Below are 20,064 nucleotides of genomic sequence, written 5' to 3'. Positions count from 1 at the left end.
CTAAGATAGACGGCAGGTGGCATTGAATTCTATATTCAGGCAGGTGGTTAAAATCATCACCCATCAAACCAAAGTTCAGTTACACTAGCAACCAAAAAAAATTTTTTATCCTCAAAAATAAATTTAGAATTCGACCAAGTTTATTTAACACAGTCCATAAACAGTTCAATTGCATCAAGATCATGAGGATCCAAAAAAGCAAGAAGAAATTGTGTTACTCCGCTTCGTTTGTATTCCTCAATTCTTGCTCGAACAGTGTCAGGCGTTCCAATTAAGGCCTTCTGCGTTATTGCATTGAAAGTATCGATACCTCTTTCAATTTCAAATATTTTTTTCTTGACTTCCAATTCCTTGGAGGTTTCAGCAATTATTACATCTAGCTCTACTGATTTTGTTATATTGGGCACCCTAGAATAATTTTGAGCATTATTCATTTCTTTCATTTCCGATACAAGTAATAAACCATTGAACTCTTGATTTTTGATTTCAAATTCATGAGGTTCTATGTAAGAGATCTCCCAAGTAGCAGCATATCTTGCTGCAATTTGAATCATCTTTGAATTTTGAGCAGCTATGGTAATTGGAATATCCTTTTTGGGTAGTTTCATTTGAGCATTGTATGCTTTAAAAAACTCACCATCAAAATTGACCGTATTCGTTAATGAACCCTTGTTCTCCGAATTATCAGAATCTGATATTAAAAACCGATTACTTGTAACCGGTTTGCCAAAATATCTACTTAAAAGATCAATTCCTTCGCTGAATATTCGGATTCTATCTAGAGTGCCATGATATTTTATCCCGTAAGGATTCCACCATGGATATGAATATTTTAGCGAAGCTCCGCTTCCGGTCCTAAATTCTAGTCTTCCATTAGAAATATCTTGGAAGGATATACATTGTTTTGCCAACAATGGTATGCTTCGATATTGAGGAAGTATATAGGTAATAACAGGACCTAATTTTATGGTTTCTGTTAAAGGTATCAGACTAGCCAGAACAGTCCAACAATCCAGATCAATATCAGTTAGCGATTCACCATAATAGAAACCATAATACCCCAATCTTTCTGCAGTCAAACAAGTTCCCTTAATTTTTTGGTAATCTGTGCCCCATACTTCCAAACAGTACTTTACTTCTTTCAAGTTTGACAGACCTAACAAAAAAAGCAATGTTCTATCTAAATTTGTTTATGGACAGTTTTTGATTATGAGTGCGAGGTAGGAAAGGTCCTGCTTACCCTTATCATATAATTGGTCGATTGTAAAGGTATTTCCCTCACACTCCCCTTTCCATTAACCTATAACTATCCGAGGAAGAATAGAAAGTTGGATTGACTTCTTAGATTCTAAACAATGAGAGGAAGGGTTATTCAACATAGTGCTGATGAATAAGCTCATCGTAGAACCTTATGGACTTTATATTTACAAATTCAAACATTCCATGTTTTGAAAGTTCCCTACCAAACCCACTATTTTTGATACCTCCAAAAGGTACCCTTGGATCCGATACAACTACATTATTAACCGTTACTATCCCAGCCTGTAGTAATTTAGAATACTTTTCAGCTTTGTTCAGGTTCTGAGTCCATACACTTGCTCCCAACCCAAATTTGGTATTGTTTGCTATTTCTAATGCTTGCTGTTCATCCTCTGCCACAATAACTGGAGCAATGGGTCCAAACGTTTCTTCCGTGGCAACTTCCATGTTTGGTGTAACTTTCTTTAATATTGTGGGTTTGTAAAAGTAACCTTTATTCTTGCCACTACCATTATCGCGCTTCCCATCTTCTTCCCCTCCACCTATTCTTTGTCCTCCAGTTGCAACTTCTGCGCCTTCCTTAATTGATCGCTTGACCATCTCGTCTATACTCTCGATTGCTGATTGATTTACAAGTGGTCCTATATCAGTATCGTCAGATAATGGATTGCCAATTTTGAGTTTTTCAGTCTTTTCAATAAATTTTTCAAGAAACTCATTGGCAACATTTTTTACAACTATAAACCTCTTAGAAGCGATGCAACTTTGACCGCAGTTAATAAATCTCCCCTTTACAGCACCACTTGAGGCCTTTTCTATGTCGGCGTCTTCACAGACTATAAATGGATCACTCCCACCCAATTCTAGCACAATTTTTTTGAGTCGGGATGTTGCGTGTTGAGCAACTTTTGCACCAACAGGAACACTGCCAGTGAATGTAACGGCACTCACATCTTCAGAATCAATAAGATACTCTGCTTCGGTGCCAGAAGCAATTACGGTCTTAAAAACATAATCGGGCAATCCAACTTTTTCAAACATTTTTTCTATTTCTAATCCACACTGCATAGTAACGCTTGATGGTTTTAAGATCACCGTATTACCAGCTATTAAAGATGGAGCGGCAAATCGGAGTGCTTGCCAATATGGAAAGTTCCAAGGCATCAAGCTAGCGATTACACCCAGTGGCTCAAAGGTTACAATTGACTTTCTTGCGTCAGTGTTAATAACTTCATCGTGTAAAAAAACCACCCCATTATCAGCAAAGTATTCAACTGCCCAAGCACATTTGTCTATTTCCGAGCGTGCTTCCTTGATGGTTTTTCCCATCTCTGTGGTCGCAACCCTAGCAAGATGCTCTTTATGCTTTTTAAGCTCACTTGCAAATGCGTACATAAACCCTGTTCTTCGACGATAATCCTTCCTCCAATCTTTGAATGCTTTTTTGGATTTGCGTGCCAAGTCTGCAATTTCATCTTTGGTTATGAGAGTGTATTCCTTAATTACCTGTTCAGTAGAAGGATTGATTGTAGTAATAGTATTATGACTTTTAGATGGTGCTTTAACTTTAGAAATATCTAAACTACTAATTTTATCAGAATTCAAAAGAGTCTTCCTACCTCCAATAGATGACGCACCATATTTAAGTTTGAGAGATAAGGAGAGGGAGGAGAGGGAGGAGAGGGAGACCAATAGAAAACAAAGGACTGTTGTGTGCCAAACTACATGGAGACATGTACTTTTTTAAATTTCTTTGTCAATCATAATGCAAATATTCTTAAAATAACAAATATCTAATCCATGTGTCTCAACTAAAGAACAAACGATTAAGAAGGCCGTGCCTTTGGTAGATTCCAGCCATATTTCATAGCCAACAGTCTTAGACAGGTTGCAGTTAATATCCCAGCCAAAGCAGCAATTATAGGATCTACAGTTATGAACAACACAAAAAAAATAACGACGCCAACAAAACTTGCAGTTGCATATAATTCCCTTGCGAATACAAGCGGCATTTCTCTAACTATAATGTCTCTTAAAATTCCTCCTCCCGTTGCAGTGATCAACCCTCCAAACATAATTAACAAGAAATTCTGTCCAAAGATAGAATATGCAGTAGTTGCACCAATAACGGTAAAAACACCAAGACCAACTGCATCACATTTTAAGAATGTATCTAGATGTTTTTTTATTCTATGATAGGTAAAAAACACAAAAAAGCCTGTAACTACTGCGATTACAAAATAAATAGGATCAGTCAAAGCTAAAGGTGGAATTCTTCCAAACAGTAAATCTCTAACTACGCCTCCTGACAAACCAGTTATGACAGACAGAACCACAACCCCTACTAAATCTGCCTTGTGTTCAATCGCTTTGAATGCTCCAGTCACAGCAAAGGCAACAGTCCCAAAATAATCTAAAAAAAGAATGAGAGTAGGATAATAAAAATTCAGGGCCAACTGAATATCATTCATGATTACTCTATAGCACTTTGCTATATTTGAGATTCTTTGTTTGAAGGAGGTTTGATTACAATGCCTATTTGGATTACAATGCCTATTTGGATTACAATGCCTATTTTTTGCGTCAATTACATAGAAAAAGAAAGCATGACTTTAGGATATTAAACAAATTGATCCAAATCATGATAACAAGATAAGGTAAGAGCACCCGAATAAGATAATCATTAGAGGAGTCTACTACACATAATGACTTTAAACGAATTAGTCTTGGTGACTATAATCCATTAAGAAAATAATAGATCTATAATATGAAAGCGGTTACAAATTAACTGAATTTATTTCGCTTTCTATTCACCTAAATTAACTAAAAAAAAGTGGGAAAATAATACAACGTTTGTTGCTGAACGTTTAGAATGGATTTGGAAAAATAGGCAAAAATACTCCTACTATAGATACTACAATCCAAAGAACCACCGCTATTAGGATAGCCTTTAACCAACCAGTATTATACAGCCATTTTAGGGCAATTAACCAGATAATTCCACCTATCGCTGCTGCGATTATGCCATTTCCAAAAATAAAAGCAATTACTCCAAACATTATAGAACCCAAAAAGGCTGCCAAAAGGGCAATCTTAAATCCTTCTTTTTCCCCAAGCAATCTAGTAACAAGGTAAATCAAGATTGTAGAAATTGCAAGACCAATTAAAAAACTAATAATTCCCAAATTACATTTTTATCTACACAATAAGATGAAATAAAGTTTATTGATTCCCTTAAACTAATCAAAGTAACGAGTAACCGAATCTTCAAATAGATGACCCTTTAAATAAGAAAATAATAATATTAATAAACGAATAACAACAATGTCTGACAGAACCACGAAAATCCTCATTCTATTTTACTCTAGATATGGTAATACGGTTAAAATGGCAGAAGAGATTGCTTATGGGGCTAAAGAGATATCTCATGTTAGTGCGACCTTACGGAGAATTGCCGATGATGTGCCTATGGATGTAGTGTCACAGAATCCAGAATGGTCAAAGGTGGTTGAAGATATGAATGATCGATATCCAACTAGTGAGATAGATACTATAATTCAGGAGATGCCAATGTATGATGCCATTATATTTGGATCACCAACAAGATTTGGGAATATGGCTGCTCCTCTAAAAGCACTTTGGGACCGAACCAGCAAGCTTTGGATGGAAGGCTCGTTAATAGGAAAAATTGGAGCAGTGTTCACAGGAGCAGCTTCAGTACACGGCGGGCAGGAAACAACAGCTATTTCCATGATGTTTCCCATGTTTCATCATGGAATGATAATTGTAGGCGTACCTTACTCAGTTCCTGAACTGACTCAAAGTGGAAGCCCTTATGGTCCCAGCCGAATAGTAGGTCCGATGGCCAACAAGGCAATTAATGATGAGGATATCAAAGTTGCCAGGGCTCTAGGAAAGAGAGTGGCTCAAATTTCTCAGAAAATTAATGCCGCTTGACTCTTTTTAAAATTATTGTAAAAAGAATCAACTTATGATTTATAGGTTTTCTAGATACCTATTTTTTTGCCCTGTCCTAACCAATAAAGGAGCCTTTTTTATGTATTATGGCTTTGAACGGAAATACCGTATTTCCAGTTATTTGTATCCATTTTTTCTATGAACTCTAAAATCACTTTGGTAAGAATCTTAATGATTTCGTTTCCTTTTTGTACTGTAGCAGTTTTTGGTGCTCCAGTGGCTCCGGTTTTGGTAAGCTCGTTAAACTTCCAATAAATCCTAACATCCTCACCAGGAAGGTTAGGAATAGTTTGTTCGGGAGCTAGACTCAGATCTACCAAATCCGGACATACACTCATCATTGCAGAGGTTTCTGCCTCCCCACCGTGTCCCAAACCACTCCATACATCAAAGATTTTACTATCTTTTGTGCCCACCATCGTCCACCAAGACTCTAAACATGATATTACCATTTCAGGAAACTTATGTTTTACATTTCTTGCAGCCGACTCAGCAGGAGCTATATTACCATCATGACCATTTAGAATTATTACACGCCTTACACCATTGTCAGCAAGGCAAGTAAGAACATCTTCTACTATTGAAATCATAGTAGAGCCTTGCAAGTTAATAGTCATTTGAAAATCAATATGATGAATACTTACACCGTACGGGATAGGAGGTAGAATAATGAATTGATGTTCTTTTTCTGGATGAATTTTGACAATGTCGTCGATCATCAATTGTGCCAAGTTCAATGGAAATAATGAATCCGAACCAAATGGTAGATGATCTCCATGGTTTTCACACGAACCGAGAATTACAAAAACTATTGAATCTGAATTCATAGTTTTTTTTACTTCTACAGCATTCATTTTCTCTAGCAAATACTTTTTTGAAGTACTCTTCATATCCTTCAGAAAATCCAGACCAACTATAAACATTTATTCACTTTTTATGCAGAATTATTCCCTTGAGAGATTCTCCTCTTTTCATCTTCCCTTTTTTTATTAAATATTTAAATACAGTTTTAAACAGCTCTCATGCTTTGGAAATTTGCCAAAGAAGTTTTTCAAATTTTTCACCTGCTATTCTTAGAATTTTCTGATTTGAAGGAGCAGAGACAAATTGTAATCCCACTGGAAGATCAAAAGGATTATCTTTGCTAGATCTGTTGAGAGGCATGCTAATTGCAGGAAATCCAATACTGTTAAATATCATAGTGTTTCTTAACAATAGATCTCTTGTTAATGATCTGTCACCATCTTCTCCCCCTTTCTTGTTAATATAAAATATTTGTCTTAGCTTAGGTGCAACGATTGGCACGGTAGGTAGGACAAGGAGCTCACATTGTTTCTCAAAAACCAGATCAAAATCTTTTTTTATATTTCGAATTACTGACTTTGCATCTTGATAATCACTTTCACTAATTCTATTACCCTCAATAAGCATATTCTTTACATTTTGAGATAGCTGTCCTGAATCTTCTTGTAGATCCTTGGTGTGAACCTTGGCAGCTTCATACAATCTAATAGTTTTCCAGCTGGGATAATAATTGTACGAATTTTTAAAATGAATTTTTCTGGTCGGAAATCCTCCATACTGCAACGTTACTAAAAACTTTTCAAAATTTGTTCGAACACTCTCATCCAAATTATCAACAAAATAATCTTTAGGGTAACCTATTATAGGAACATTATTAACATCATCATCTTCTTGAGGGCGATGATCGTGATTATTTCCTTTCAATACTGTACTTGCACTATATGTATTCCTTTTACTTATTATATCATAAATTAAAAAAGAGTCGGCTACAGTACGGGTAATTATTCCTATATGATCTAATGACGGAGCCAGAGGAATAATACCGTCCATAGATACAGATTGGTATGCAGGTTTAAATCCAACAACACCGCATAACGCAGATGGAACTCGTACTGAACCACCAGTATCTGTACCTATAGCAAAAGCCACCATACCCGTTGAAACGGCTACTGCTGAACCACCACTTGAACCTCCAGAGATTCGAGAAGGGTCGTAAGGATTCTTAGAATCTCCAAACACAGAATTCTTGCCGGTTATGCCAGAGGCAAATTCATTTAGATTATTAGTTCCAATCATAATTGCACCTTGATTGTCTAGTCGTCTAACTAATATCGCACTTTTCTTAGACATACGGTTTACATAAATCATAGAGCCAGCTGTACATTTGAGTCCCTTTGCATGTACAATGTCCTTTACTGAATAAGGGATTCCATGTAATGGTCCAATGTAATTACCATTTAGGATTGATTTTTCAATTTTTTTTGCCTTATCCAACAAAACATCCTCAGGAATTATAGAGATAAAAGATCTAAACAAAGGATCGAGTTTTTTAATCCTATCAATACAGTCAGTCATAAGGTCGTATGGAGAAAACTTTCTATCTTTAATTAATGTAGATAAATTATGAATTGAAGGTGCTCCACTGATTAAATCCCGTTTATTTGTCACCTATACAGGACAAGGCATCATAACTATTAAAAGATACATGTAGATTAATCCGTCAAAGTCCACATATCTATAGTCCATAGATATGAATAAAGAAAATATGTTAAAAAACATACTTAGGATTTCTCAATAACAGTAATCGGTAATAAATTTTAAAAAGTTGTAAATAGCATATTCGAGTCTTCACCCTGATGAATAAATTCATTACAGGAATAATTTCTGCAATCCTTCTAGCAGGCATAGTATCTGTATACGCCCCAAATGCTTCCGCAACACTCGGAGGATTAGGAGATTGTACAGGAAACAGTGCATTAGGTCAACAACCAAACAGTGAAGGCGAGCAAGAAACAGGCCAAGACCAAGCAGGTGCATCTGGAGCACAATCAGTTTCACCAGAGTTTAATGCTTTGACCGGTAACAGCTTTAACTTAAATGCACAACAAAACGGTGATTGTTCATTTCCAGCATTGACAGAACTCCAAGAAGGTTCTGCTGGCGCAGCATTCTCTCCTGAAAGCTCAGGTTTAGTAGGAACTTCTCAAAGCACTGACGCCAATTCAACAGAATAATCACACAGTGAGTTATTCTCTTTTTTTTAGTTAAAATCTTTAAATTATCAATTCAAATCAAAGCTAATTAAACAAATAAAGTGTTCCTTCAATCAAATTTAGAAATTTGTATATTTCAGGCATCTTCAATAGATACGATCTGATAAAAGGATTTATAGTTCTGTCAGTAATTCTGATCTCTCATTACATACCTATGAAATTAATTCTTATAATAGCAGTTTAAAGGTTTGAAAATGACTAAAAAGCCATCTAAATCACAAACAGAAGATGCACAATATCAACTGTCTATATAAAGACCTTACTGCAATGTTATATACTTCCTTGTGGAATATATATTGGATGGTTTTTTGACCCAGAATAATTTTCCTTTAAAAAGTTGGCATATAGAAAATATGGAAAAGACAGTGCTAAAATATGTTAAAGGTCTACCAAGTGACGCATCAAAATGGGAGATCAGGAAACACAAAAAATATGGCAGCCTTTCAAACATTATCAGAAACATTCATTATGACATAAAACATGGAGTCACAAATGATCAGGTTATCCAAGTATTTTCCAAAATTAGAAGCGAAGATTGTTATTGTGAATTAAGAAGTAATCTCGATGCCATGAGCAGACTCGGCGATTTAGAAAAACATTGGAAAGAAATCTGATTTTAAAAAGACAACAATATTAATTGATTTTGTTTTTGAAATAAAGTAAGAAGAAAAATTATATTTTTTGTTTTCCATTAGCCTTTTATCTATAACTCGTAGCATATCAATATACTACCATAAAATCTTTAAAAACAAGCTATCCAGTAGCTCAGATATTATTTAAATTCAGAATAATTTACTAAATTTATATAAAAACAACTAATCTTTAGGGCTCGGGATTACAGTGGACAGGTTTTATATCATTAACCTCTAAATCTTCCACCATTGTTTGGCCTACGGTGTGAGGAAGAACAATAACCACAATATTCTGAGATGTCTGCTTTACCATGACACATACATTCGCATCTAGTTCCCATTGAAAATCTTTGTCTCATACAATATTAGACATAACATGCCTTATAAAATTAGGCATTTTTAGATTGTAAATACAAAAATTTTACAACATACTATAAAAGAATTACACATCAATAAAGTTCGATTCCTAGGTCCTGTAAACTCATCACTTTGGAAACTCATTCTTAAGGTATAACACTACTTTGTTTTCAAGTATCGAGAAGGCGTCCGATTCGACATCCAATGACAAAAGAAGATAAAATTTTTTGTAATCAAATCCTATCAATGGGATGGTGGCTCGAAGTAATTTGTCATACTTGCCTACAGAATAAATTAATGTACCCATATTTTTTTGAAAATCTTCTCTAAGTTCTGCCCGCAATACAGCCTGCATCGCGTAAAGCTTGGTTTCATCGTCATTCAATAAAGGTTGGAGCTGCATTCGATAGGATGAAGCTATCAAGGTTCCCATAGAATTAGCAATCCCGGCAAACCTAATACTATCATCTAATTGTATTATGCGATCACAGTGAACTTTTGCGGAATCCTGACTAAACAAGTCCAATGGCATTCAATACATATCAATGACAGGATGTTATTTATCTTATTACAAAAATATATGCCAAAATAAATTTTTAGTAATTAATTCTAAATCTTGAATGTTCCAATCACTTCGATAATAATAAAATCTAATTCCTTAAATAAAATTGAGGATCTAAATCATAGCCTGCTTGAAAACAAATACAAATGAATGATTTCTCTCAGTGGTTTTTCATAATCCTAAAAACGGAATTGAAAAATGTGAGTTCTTCTCATGGGATCTTCTTTGCCCATCCATTTTCGAAAGTGTTGCATAGTTTGAATCAAGATCTATTGCTTGATCCAAATAAAAGTCAGAGTGTGGAAGGTCGGCATCTGCAGTTTGTTTTTTTGATATAAAACAGCGGTACCATACTTCAGGAATCAAAGGATCTTGCTTGAGAATGTGCCTATAGATTGAGACAGATTCATTGTACGAACCCATATTCTCCAGGATATATCCATATGTGTAAAGAACATCAATATCAGTCGGGTCTATACCCATAGCCCGTTTTATGATTTCTAACGCCTCATCCATCCTGGATGGGAAATGATATGCCAGGATCCAAGATTTACCGTTTAAAGCTTTAACATATTCAGAATCAATCTCCAACGCTTTATCAAATGATAGCATAGCATCGGCGAACTTGGATAAAGCAGAGAGGGCCATACCTTTGTTGTAGAAGGCATCTGCAAAGTAGGGGTTGATTTCTATCGCCTTTTCAAATGATGTTGTAGCCTCGGCGAACTTGGATAAAGCAGAGAGGGCCATACCTTTGTTGTAGAAGGCATCTGCAAAGTAGGGGTTGATTTCTATCGCCTTTTCAAATGATAGCATAGCATCGGCGAACTTGGATAAAGCAGAGAGGGCCATACCTTTGTTGTAGAAGGCATCTGCAAAGTAGGGGTTGATTTCTATCGCCTTTTCAAATGATGTTGTAGCCTCGGCGAACTTGGATAAAGCAGAGAGGGCCATACCTTTGTTGTAGAAGGCATCTGCATATTCAGGGTTGATTTCTATCGCCTTGTCATAGCAGGCTATGGCTTCCTGGTTGTTTCCAAGGTAGTAAAGAGACAATCCTTTGTTGTTGTAAGCATCTGCATATTGTGGGTTGATTTCTACCGCCTTGTCATAGCAGGCTATGGCTTCCTGGTTATTACCTGTAACGGATAAAACTATTCCTTTATTGTAGTATGCAAGGTCATATTCAGGGTTGATTTCTATCGCCTTGTCATAGCAGGCTATGGCTTCCTGGTTTCCGATATAATAGAGTGAAAGCCCTTTGTTGTTGTAAGCATCTGCATATTGTGGGTTGATTTCTATCGCCTTGTCATAGCAGGCTATGGCTTCCTGGTTGTTTCCAAGGTAGTAAAGAGACAATCCTTTGTTGTTGTAAGCATCTGCATATTGTGGGTTGATTTCTATCGCCTTGTCATAGCAGGCTATNGGGTTGATTTCTATCGCCTTGTCATAGCAGGCTATGGCTTCCTGGTTGTTTCCAAGGTAGTAAAGAGACAATCCTTTGTTGTTGTAAGCATCTGCATATTGTGGGTTGATTTCTATCGCCTTGTCATAGCAGGCTATGGCTTCCTGGTTATTACCTGTAACGGATAAAACTATTCCTTTATTGTAGTATGCAAGGTCATATTCAGGGTTGATTTCTATCGCCTTGTCATAGCAGGCTATGGCTTCCTGGTTGTTTCCAAGGTAGTAAAGAGACAATCCTTTGTTGTTGTAAGCATCTGCATATTGTGGGTTGATTTCTATCGCCTTGTCATAGCAGGCTATGGCTTCCTGGTTATTACCTGTAACGGATAAAACTATTCCTTTATTGTAGTATGCAAGGTCATATTCAGGGTTGATTTCTATCGCCTTGTCATAGCAGGCTATGGCTTCCTGGTTGTTTCCAAGGTAGTAAAGAGACAATCCTTTGTTGTTGTAAGCATCTGCATATTGTGGGTTGATTTCCGTTTTTTCAGATTCTTGTACGGGGATTGATGCTTGAACAGGTGACAAGGAATCTTTCTCACTCATAGATACCTTTGGTTCATCAGTCTTTTCAAAAGAATCCGGGGGAACAGATAACAATGACATTAGGTTAGCCAATTCCTCTAATTGCTTCTCTATAGAATCTTTGTGATTGCGATCAATTGAGGACTGAAATATCTTTTCACTTAATAACTTTGTAATATCATTTAATGCCTTCCTTAAATTAGAATCCTCTATATTAAATTTGTTCCCTTGTGGGGACCGGTAAATCAGAGTATCATCGATAGAGTCATCTGCAAAATTGCTATTTGATTTATTACTATTAGTATCGTCCCCATTATTCAATAATTGGGTTTTGTGATTTTTGTTAATTCCACTCAAATATTGTCATAATTTATACCCATTTGAGTTATTTAACTTTTATAGTCAATTTATATAACTATTAAATTACAATTTAAAAAAGATAGATTTTTTCTACTTTTCCTTATCAATTAATATAATTCATATATGGATCTTAAACTCCTTTTCTTGTATATAATAATAAATCATATTGATAAAATTGAAATAAATTTAATAAAGCATTTGATTTTTAAATTTTTTTTCATATTTTAAATTTAATTAATATGTGAAATATTGACTCGTTAATTAAAGTAGCCTTAGGTGTTACAATTATATTTTTATTTGCATAGTTTTGTATTTCTTTCACAAATTAAAGAAATTTCCTACAAAAAACATCGCCAAAAAAAATTTCTTTAAACTAACCAGCGACTAATTTAATGGAAAAGCAGATCTTTGGTTCTTTGATGTTAACTGTGTTAAAAATTTATATCATATATAGATCATGATATTATAATCATGATGATGATAACCATTAAAATGGTACTTGAAAGTTAGAGTAGATCTTGAATGATCAAATTTTATTAGGATCACTAAATGATTCTTGAATTTTGTTACTAATATAGTAACTCATAAGTCTTAAAATGACGTTTTAATAATATGAATAAAATAACAAAAGAAATTGCTAACATTTTACACAATGAAATTGATAATCAGACATATGATATCCAAAATAGTGGACTATCAACAGAACAAATCAATGAGATAAAGAAATTTGTATCAACCTACAACAGAAGTGGCTTCGGCGGCTTTTACCCACTAAAAGCAAGATAAATGCTAACAACACCTGATATACCAACTTCGGAGGAGAATAACCAAGGAGGGTGTATGCATATGAACACATGCGTCACAAAAGAACAAAAATGCATAATATGTGGCAGAATCTGTGAAAGTGATTTACACATGGTTAAAATTAATGGTCAACTCTTTAATATAGATCGTAGTGATTGTTACTTATTTTATAAACGATTGTTGGGAATTTATGGTCCAAAATACCTTCAAATATTAAGCAGGTATTAGTTACCATATTTTGTCTTTTTATGTTAAGATCTTCCTTATAAATGGTATTTATTGGTCAAGGTTGGTTCTTGTCTAGGGAATGACAATAGGTTTTACTGGCGAATAGACGAAATTACAAGTTAATTATAAAAGATAGTTTTAGAATTATTTTGGATCGGGAATTGTAGTAAGTAGGAATAAAAGTATAATACAGTTTAACAGCTAAAATGTTCGATATAATTAAATCTATAGTTTGATACTATTTAACAATCTGAAACTTTAAAAGGTCACAAATGGATTTATATGGTATCGAAACGCAATTGTGATAGGGACAAATTCTACCACAATTATCCAAAAAATTGGATTAAGAGTTAAATCTTCAAATAGTAGACAGATTCAGGCTATTTAGTGGCGTTTGCAAATAAGCTAGATTATTTGTATAATAATTCAAATATTGTATTAATATCCATAATTTCTTTCATAGTCATAGTATTCATTGACGCCTATGTAAGTTCTATAACTGATGTGACGGTAGACTTTATTCAATCCCCTAGTGGCATCGGCTTATTTCTATTCCTCTTTGGTTCAAGTTTGGTCGGAGGATTTATAATTTTAAACAACATCTTCTCAATCCTTAAGGAGAAAAAATCGATTTTTAGCAGATATAAGAACTGGCTCCGAATAATGCAAGTAGTGATTTACATTTTATCAGCCGTTTTACTAGTCGATATGTTAGTAAGTAGTAAATATTTCACCATAAATCTAACATCTATTGTAATAGTAAGCTATGGATCAACCGTGTTAATGAGCATCTTCGTAAGTTACAAGCTTTTCAAATGGTTCGGCGAGAATAGGAATAAATTCTCGTTTATCTTTGGGCTTTCAATTTTTTTCCTTTTCGTGAATAACTTAGTGTCCATTTTGTTATTTTCCACTTTACTTTCTGAAAAATCATGGGAGATAGACATTACCACACCAGTAGTATTTAATTTTGAGTGCGATGCATCTTCATGGTATTGTTTCTTCAAAGAAAATGTAATAAATATTCAATCTTATACCCTCATGATTTATTTTGCTTTTTTCTGGTTAAGTAATTACTTGCTACTTCACTATCACATCAAGAAGATAGGAAAAATTAGGTTTTACACCCTGATCACACTTCCATTGATACTGTTTTATTTCGTATTCATATATCACTACGATGAACTGTACTCATTAACAGAAACTCAAAACTTTGATGAAACTTTAATTTTCATTCTTCAAATCTTTATCGTATTATTCTCAATCGCATTATGTGGTCTTTTATATGGAATGGGTTTTAAATCAGTTGCAAATCTCCTTAGTTTATCTCCCAACATATCAAGGTATTTGAAAATGGCATCTTACGGAATAGTCCTACTATTCATAACAGCTAATGGAACTATAGTAGGTGCAGCATTACCACCTTTTGGGATACCCAGTATTGCTTTTCTTCCCTTTGCCTCACTACTGTTTTATGTTGGTATATATTATTCAATAATAGCGATTTCTAACGACATCAAAGTTAAAAAATACATAAAAAATTCAGCATATAAGGAACTCGAAATAATGGGAAATCTTGCTCATTCACAAATGATGGATAGCATGAAAGATAGAATATTAAACATGACCAAAAAATACTCGGAAGAATTACATCAAAAGGACAACTCCGAAACTATGGAATCGGAAGAAGACTTGAAAAGCTATTTAGATGAAGCTATCAGCATTTTTAAGAAAAAAGATAAACAAGAAACTCAATAGTCAGCATTTTCCAATGTTGAAACTAAATTCTTAATTTTTCCAGTAAATGGATGAGATGGATATTCATAAGATGTCAAAAACTCCTTCTCTTTGAATTGGATATCACAATAACATGGTATCTCAAGAAGAGTATCGACATCTATGGATTTATTAAATAATTTACCTATCTCTTTATCGATTTTCATTCTAAAAAAAGAATCAGTCGCTCCCATTAATCCAGGTTCTGTTTTGATATTGCTTGGAGGGACGCAATATCCAGATACTCTATTTAGCAAGAGTTTACAAATAGTACCATGTTCAACTAGGGATCCATAGATTTCCCTTATCATCTTGAGCGTTCCTTGTAAATCCAAATCACCCATCTTCAAAGTTAATAATATAACATCAGAAATGACAATAGAGTTAATAGACCAATATCTAATCCCTGGGCTAGTGTCCATTATGATAAAATCAGCATCATTTGTAACCAATAATTCCTCTCTCATTGCAATAAAATTTCTAAATTGTTTAACCTGTTGCTCTCTATCATTTAGTAAACTACCTTCCAATTGATAAATATCTTCTTTCCCCCCTTTTGCAAAGCCCAGCATGAGGGTTCCCTCAAGTTTATGGTTTAAAATATCATTAGAATTTACCATTACTTCATCAAGCTTTGCTTTATTTCTAAGATAATCATTTATCCAATATTTTGGTTCATAATTAAAATATGAATATAAACTTGGTGCATAAAAATCCAGATCAAGGAGGTACACAGTGTATCCTTTGGAAGCTAACAAATAAGAAAAATTTGCAGCAATCGTAGTTTTTCCCGTCCCCCCTTTGTAAGAGTGGAAAGAAATGCATTTTCCCAATAAATGTACTTTAATAAATCATCTAAAATACTTTTGGAAAGAAATTTAATTTGGGATTTAGAAAGGTAAAATCATAAAACCCAATCAGGACGAATTTGGCAGAGTTACAGTAAAGGTACTGCCTTGGGATCCATCATTATTTTGAGCACTAATTGACCCCGAATGTTTAAGTACGATAATTTTGGATATATAAAGTCCGAGTCCGGTTCCTAACTTATCTGTTGTGAAAAACTTTGAAAATATCTGGTCTAGGTTTTCCTCCTTTATTCCGATACCGGAATCCTTAACGCTAATTCTGACCGATTTATCAATGGTCTCTACAGAAATCGTTATCTCCCCATTCTCGGTAAACTTGATAGCATTACTTAATAAGTTATCGAATACCTCAATAATCCTAACTTTATCTGCGTTTATCAAGTTAGGACTTTTAATAAAAGACAATTTAATTTGTATTTTCTTCTTATTAATTTGGATACTATAGTCGCTAATTAATTCCTCCAGTACATTTATAATATCAAACCATTCGTAATTTAACCTAAAATTGTTATTTTCCATTCTTGCATAATCTAAAATATTATTGGTCATAATATCGAGTTTCCTAGCATTTCTAGTAATTATTTTTAACAAATCATTTTTTTGTCGCTCGTCCAATCTACTATTGTTTTGGATCAGATCTGAAAATCCTAAAATGGGTTGAATTGGAGTTTTTAATTCATGTGCAAGAATTCTTACAAAGTTATTATTTGGAATACTATTGTTCTTTAACTTTATCGATAAACTTTTTACTTTTTCCTCTAGAATTGACTGTTTCCAAAGGGTTTCAAATGCTGCTGTAGCGTGCCAAACTACTGACTCTTTGGTTGAAATGATACCCGAATATGAATAGTTCCCCGTCGTATCTAGAGAGTCGATGAGTTCATAAAAAAAAGTTGTATTGTGATCAAATACCGCCAGAAAGCAGGCATTACTACTATCACTTAGAAAGTTAATTTCCAAGTTAGGTAAATGATTGGCGTGCAAATTCTTGATCAGGTTCACAAGACGGGGTACGCGGATTCCAAGTAAACGTATTTTAATTCCACCGTGTATGGCTACCCAATTTTTTGTTAAGAAAATTTCTTCCAGAAGATCATCGAAAATCTCTAACATGTGTTCGTTTGAGAATAACAAAATAATCTCATCTTTGGATTGAATTGATCGTTCAACCAAAGATTTTTTAAATACTTCCAACGAAGTGACAATTTCAGAATGATTAAAATTTGAATTTCTAATATCATGCAAGGATAATTCTATCAGATCTCCTGATTTGGTGCCAGAACCCCATTTAACACGATCTAGCGCCAAGTCATCAAAATTATCGCCATATATAGACAACAGTCTATTGTAAACTTGAGAACAATGCTTATGATGCACCCTTTCAACACCTTCTTTGGTCAAATCTATACGCAATTCATCAGGCTTACGGATTGATTGGCCGCAAAGATGGCAAATTGTATTCATACTAGCTTTTCTCAACTAGTATATAGAAAAGATTCCTAATTATGTCTTTTATGAAAATCATGAGTAATTGCTACTACGTTCCACCAACCTCTTCCTAAATAATAATGCTCAAAATTTTTATATTTTACATATATATTAAAATGTGCACAAAACGCCATTCATGTTCAATTTTCTTGAAAAGATAAATTACAAGAAAATACTCATGAATAATACCGATCCATTGGACCTATTGGAAAGACTTAATATAACCGACGATAGTAACAAAATTTCTTCTCCAGATGTTTTAATTTTAACCAAGAAAATGGACATCGAATCAGATTTATTAGGAATTCAATTGCTTAAGAATGGTATCGAATATGTAAAAATTACAGAAGAAGATATACCATTAAAATTTGGAGTAGAATTTAGTATCGGAGAGACTAACAAATTTATATTCAAACTAGGAAAAAGGGTTTTTGACTGCAAAAATATCAAACTAGTCTTATTCAGGTATTTTGACTTGAAGTTTTTGGAATATTACACAGGCGTTTACCAACTTTATTTTCAGCAGCAGTGGTATCAACTTTTTAATTACTTGCAAACAATTCTCAAATGTACATGGATCAATCACCCAATTAATACATTTGAGGCTGAAAACAGACTTAACCAACTCCTGATAGCAAAGCAATTAGGTTTCAATGTCCCTGAAACATCGATTACAAATGTTTCTGAATCTGGGCAGACATTTTTAGAATCCCATGCTAACAACACCATTGTTAAAGTCCTCCACCATCACGAAATCATATCCAAGCAGGTTTCACATAGATTTCTAACTACCAATGTTAACCCAGATATGGTATCTAAATTTGATCAACTAAAGTTTGCACCCCTTATTTTCCAAGAACAAATACCAAATCAGGAAGAGATTAGAATAACAATCGTTGGCAATAAACTATTCCCGGTAAAGATCACAACTAATAAAGACAAAAACGAATATTCAGATTTACACAAGATTCAAGAAAAGGATCTGAGATTTCAACATTTAGAGATAGACAAGAAGTTCAGAAGAATGTGTCTAAAAATGAATCGAGTATTAGGATTGAGTATATCAAGTTTAGACTTCATAGTCAATAGTTCTGGTGTAGTTTATTTCCTCGAAGTAAATCCAATTGGTGATTGGAATTGGCTTGAGCAACATCTCAAACTTTCTATTACTGAAACTCTATTAAGGCTTATTAAAAAATATTTGAAAGACACTCAAAATCCATAAGGTCAAGGTACCGCTGTGGTAGCATTAGTAACAGAAGAGCAACATTATTTAATTGATTAAGCTGTTCAAATCAGCATTTCCATGAATTGAACAGTATATAAAAAGAAGAAATTAAGCACGGTTAACTATTCAAGTTTTATTTAAATATCTTCTTAATTAAAAAATAATTCGCAGAACAATAACAATGATGTAAAAATATTTTAATTGGTATCACAATAATAAATCATCCTATAATGGGCAGTAATATTGTAGTAATTGATGATGATGTTGGTACGGCTCTGTTTTTCAAAATATGTTTGGAAGATCAAGGACACCAAGTTAATATTTTCAATGATCCTGGATCCCTACTTGAAGAATTTGAACCTGGAATTTATGATCTGCTAATTACGGATATTAGAATGCCAAGGATTAATGGATTTGAACTCGCAAGCAGGATTAGGAAAATGGATAGCAAGATAAGAATTTGTCTTGCAACGGCATTTGAAGAGTACTATCAATCAATAATTAAATCATATTCAGATTTGAGCTTTAATTGCATAATTAGAAAGCCAATAAATAAGGATAGCTTTTTAGAAATAGTGGAAGATAGGTTGAAACAAACAAAATAGATAGAGGCATTTAAACTAATTATTTCAGCAGAAGAAATAGGAGTTGTTATTCTAATCCGTACCTTCTACTTTGAACCCAATTTTAATCTCTGCTTGATATTCAATTTTCTGATTATCATCCAATCTAAATGTGACTCTACCCAATTCACCCCATTGAATATTTTTTACGGTTTTTGATGCTTCTTTGAAGGCATTATTTACGGCATCATCGATTCCTTGCGAAGAAGTTCCCACTATTTCAATATATTTATAAACCATACCTTATCATGTTATTAATTATATAAAAATGTGATACAAGAATTTGTTTATTGTTTTAATCTACAGCTTACAAGAGATTAAAAATAGATAACAGTCCATTATTCCTTATTCTCTCTTTATACAGTACACTGCCCTATTACTACTTAATAGTCACAAAAAAGGAGCTTTGGAGTGAATTAAGATTAGATTAAATTAGATTAAATTAGATTATATCATCATAGATTTTACAGTGCCACTTTCATCCTAAATACATTAAACGATCAAGATAAAAAATTTTGTAAGATTGATTTATTTACAAGAGGTATGGCATGATAAAAAATGATTAACAAATTAGAAAGTTAGGATTGATTTTTTCATTGCTTGGTTTATATTTATTGAAGGACTTATTAAAACTGCCATTGCTCTATGATTTTATACCTTTCTACTTTCCTAAGCAGATTTCCGACCTTTATAAGGTCATGAGGGCTCTGTAAAGTTAACGAAAAATCCATAGCTTTGATTTGCACTTACTATTCATGATTTACCAAATAAGACATAGAACTTCTATGGAAGATATCGTATTTGCTGTTAATCTATATTTTGACGGTTTG

General features: G+C 33.8%; 19 protein-coding genes. 7 read left to right on the top strand and 12 right to left on the bottom strand.

What is annotated here, in order from left to right:
* Positions 1-140 precede the first annotated feature (140 nt).
* The 4 genes from F1Z66_RS06450 to F1Z66_RS06435 all read right to left on the bottom strand — a co-directional run bounded on the left by F1Z66_RS06450 (position 141) and on the right by F1Z66_RS06435 (position 4,445).
* On the bottom strand, positions 141-1,145 hold the full coding sequence (locus F1Z66_RS06450; protein ID WP_159357339.1) for an LLM class flavin-dependent oxidoreductase: 1,005 nt from the start codon (positions 1,143-1,145) through the stop codon (positions 141-143).
* A 223-nt stretch (positions 1,146-1,368) separates the two neighbouring features.
* Positions 1,369-2,865: an NAD-dependent succinate-semialdehyde dehydrogenase gene (locus F1Z66_RS06445; RefSeq protein ID WP_201448504.1), complete on the bottom strand. Its 1,497-nt coding sequence runs from the start codon at positions 2,863-2,865 to the stop codon at positions 1,369-1,371.
* Between the two features lie 221 nt (positions 2,866-3,086).
* On the bottom strand, positions 3,087-3,731 hold the full coding sequence (locus F1Z66_RS06440) for a trimeric intracellular cation channel family protein (protein WP_149862792.1): 645 nt from the start codon (positions 3,729-3,731) through the stop codon (positions 3,087-3,089).
* A gap of 396 nt (positions 3,732-4,127) precedes the next feature.
* The gene (locus F1Z66_RS06435; RefSeq protein WP_149862791.1) at positions 4,128-4,445 is read right to left on the bottom strand and encodes a hypothetical protein; all 318 of its coding nucleotides are present in this window, start codon (positions 4,443-4,445) and stop codon (positions 4,128-4,130) included.
* A gap of 139 nt (positions 4,446-4,584) precedes the next feature.
* Here F1Z66_RS06435 and wrbA point away from each other — a divergent pair, with 139 nt between their 5' ends.
* A complete protein-coding gene (gene wrbA, locus F1Z66_RS06430; protein ID WP_149862790.1) occupies positions 4,585-5,217 on the top strand; it encodes an NAD(P)H:quinone oxidoreductase in 633 nt (210 codons plus the stop codon).
* A 98-nt stretch (positions 5,218-5,315) separates the two neighbouring features.
* Here wrbA and F1Z66_RS06425 read toward each other — a convergent pair whose 3' ends face one another.
* Together F1Z66_RS06425 and F1Z66_RS06420 are read right to left on the bottom strand one after the other, a co-directional pair.
* Positions 5,316-6,161: a creatininase family protein gene (locus F1Z66_RS06425; protein ID WP_149862789.1), complete on the bottom strand. Its 846-nt coding sequence runs from the start codon at positions 6,159-6,161 to the stop codon at positions 5,316-5,318.
* 97 nt (positions 6,162-6,258) lie between these two features.
* On the bottom strand, positions 6,259-7,710 hold the full coding sequence (locus F1Z66_RS06420; RefSeq protein ID WP_149862788.1) for an amidase: 1,452 nt from the start codon (positions 7,708-7,710) through the stop codon (positions 6,259-6,261).
* 188 nt (positions 7,711-7,898) lie between these two features.
* Here F1Z66_RS06420 and F1Z66_RS06415 point away from each other — a divergent pair, with 188 nt between their 5' ends.
* Positions 7,899-8,276, top strand: coding sequence for a hypothetical protein (locus F1Z66_RS06415; protein WP_149862787.1), 378 nt, complete (start codon positions 7,899-7,901; stop codon positions 8,274-8,276).
* 335 nt (positions 8,277-8,611) lie between these two features.
* A complete protein-coding gene (locus F1Z66_RS06410; protein WP_195907494.1) occupies positions 8,612-8,929 on the top strand; it encodes a hypothetical protein in 318 nt (105 codons plus the stop codon).
* Between the two features lie 208 nt (positions 8,930-9,137).
* Here F1Z66_RS06410 and F1Z66_RS16225 read toward each other — a convergent pair whose 3' ends face one another.
* From F1Z66_RS16225 to F1Z66_RS06400, 3 genes are all read right to left on the bottom strand, one after another.
* Positions 9,138-9,260, bottom strand: coding sequence for a hypothetical protein (locus tag F1Z66_RS16225; RefSeq protein ID WP_255437895.1), 123 nt, complete (start codon positions 9,258-9,260; stop codon positions 9,138-9,140).
* A 171-nt stretch (positions 9,261-9,431) separates the two neighbouring features.
* The gene (locus F1Z66_RS06405; protein WP_149862785.1) at positions 9,432-9,830 is read right to left on the bottom strand and encodes a hypothetical protein; all 399 of its coding nucleotides are present in this window, start codon (positions 9,828-9,830) and stop codon (positions 9,432-9,434) included.
* 207 nt (positions 9,831-10,037) lie between these two features.
* Positions 10,038-11,879, bottom strand: coding sequence for a tetratricopeptide repeat protein (locus F1Z66_RS06400; protein ID WP_438502940.1), 1,842 nt, complete (start codon positions 11,877-11,879; stop codon positions 10,038-10,040).
* Positions 11,880-12,830: 951 nt separating this feature from the next.
* Between F1Z66_RS06400 and F1Z66_RS15315 the strand changes: the two genes are divergently transcribed.
* Together F1Z66_RS15315 and F1Z66_RS06395 are read left to right on the top strand one after the other, a co-directional pair.
* On the top strand, positions 12,831-13,004 hold the full coding sequence (locus F1Z66_RS15315) for a hypothetical protein (RefSeq protein ID WP_154670496.1): 174 nt from the start codon (positions 12,831-12,833) through the stop codon (positions 13,002-13,004).
* Positions 13,005-13,637: 633 nt separating this feature from the next.
* Entirely contained in the window at positions 13,638-15,008 is a 1,371-nt protein-coding gene (locus F1Z66_RS06395; RefSeq protein WP_149862783.1) for a hypothetical protein, read from the top strand.
* Here the strand turns inward: F1Z66_RS06395 and F1Z66_RS06390 are convergent.
* Together F1Z66_RS06390 and F1Z66_RS06385 are read right to left on the bottom strand one after the other, a co-directional pair.
* Positions 15,002-15,859 carry a ParA family protein gene (locus tag F1Z66_RS06390; protein WP_159357692.1) on the bottom strand — a complete coding sequence of 286 codons (858 nt, stop codon included), beginning with the start codon at positions 15,857-15,859 and terminating at the stop codon, positions 15,002-15,004. The genes F1Z66_RS06395 and F1Z66_RS06390 overlap by 7 nt on opposite strands.
* A gap of 84 nt (positions 15,860-15,943) precedes the next feature.
* A complete protein-coding gene (locus F1Z66_RS06385; protein WP_149862781.1) occupies positions 15,944-17,359 on the bottom strand; it encodes a sensor histidine kinase in 1,416 nt (471 codons plus the stop codon).
* Between the two features lie 202 nt (positions 17,360-17,561).
* Between F1Z66_RS06385 and F1Z66_RS06380 the strand changes: the two genes are divergently transcribed.
* On the top strand, positions 17,562-18,608 hold the full coding sequence (locus F1Z66_RS06380) for a hypothetical protein (protein ID WP_159357691.1): 1,047 nt from the start codon (positions 17,562-17,564) through the stop codon (positions 18,606-18,608).
* Between the two features lie 233 nt (positions 18,609-18,841).
* Positions 18,842-19,216 carry a response regulator gene (locus F1Z66_RS06375; protein WP_149862779.1) on the top strand — a complete coding sequence of 125 codons (375 nt, stop codon included), beginning with the start codon at positions 18,842-18,844 and terminating at the stop codon, positions 19,214-19,216.
* Positions 19,217-19,267: 51 nt separating this feature from the next.
* On the opposite strand, the gene F1Z66_RS06370 is transcribed toward F1Z66_RS06375, so the two are convergent.
* A complete protein-coding gene (locus F1Z66_RS06370; protein ID WP_149862778.1) occupies positions 19,268-19,474 on the bottom strand; it encodes a dodecin family protein in 207 nt (68 codons plus the stop codon).
* Positions 19,475-20,064 lie beyond the last annotated feature (590 nt).

Origin of the sequence: Candidatus Nitrosocosmicus agrestis (assembly GCF_008389435.1) — an archaeon.
Lineage (GTDB): Archaea > Thermoproteota > Nitrososphaeria > Nitrososphaerales > Nitrososphaeraceae > Nitrosocosmicus > Nitrosocosmicus agrestis.
This window is presented reverse-complemented; position numbering and strand designations above follow the sequence as displayed.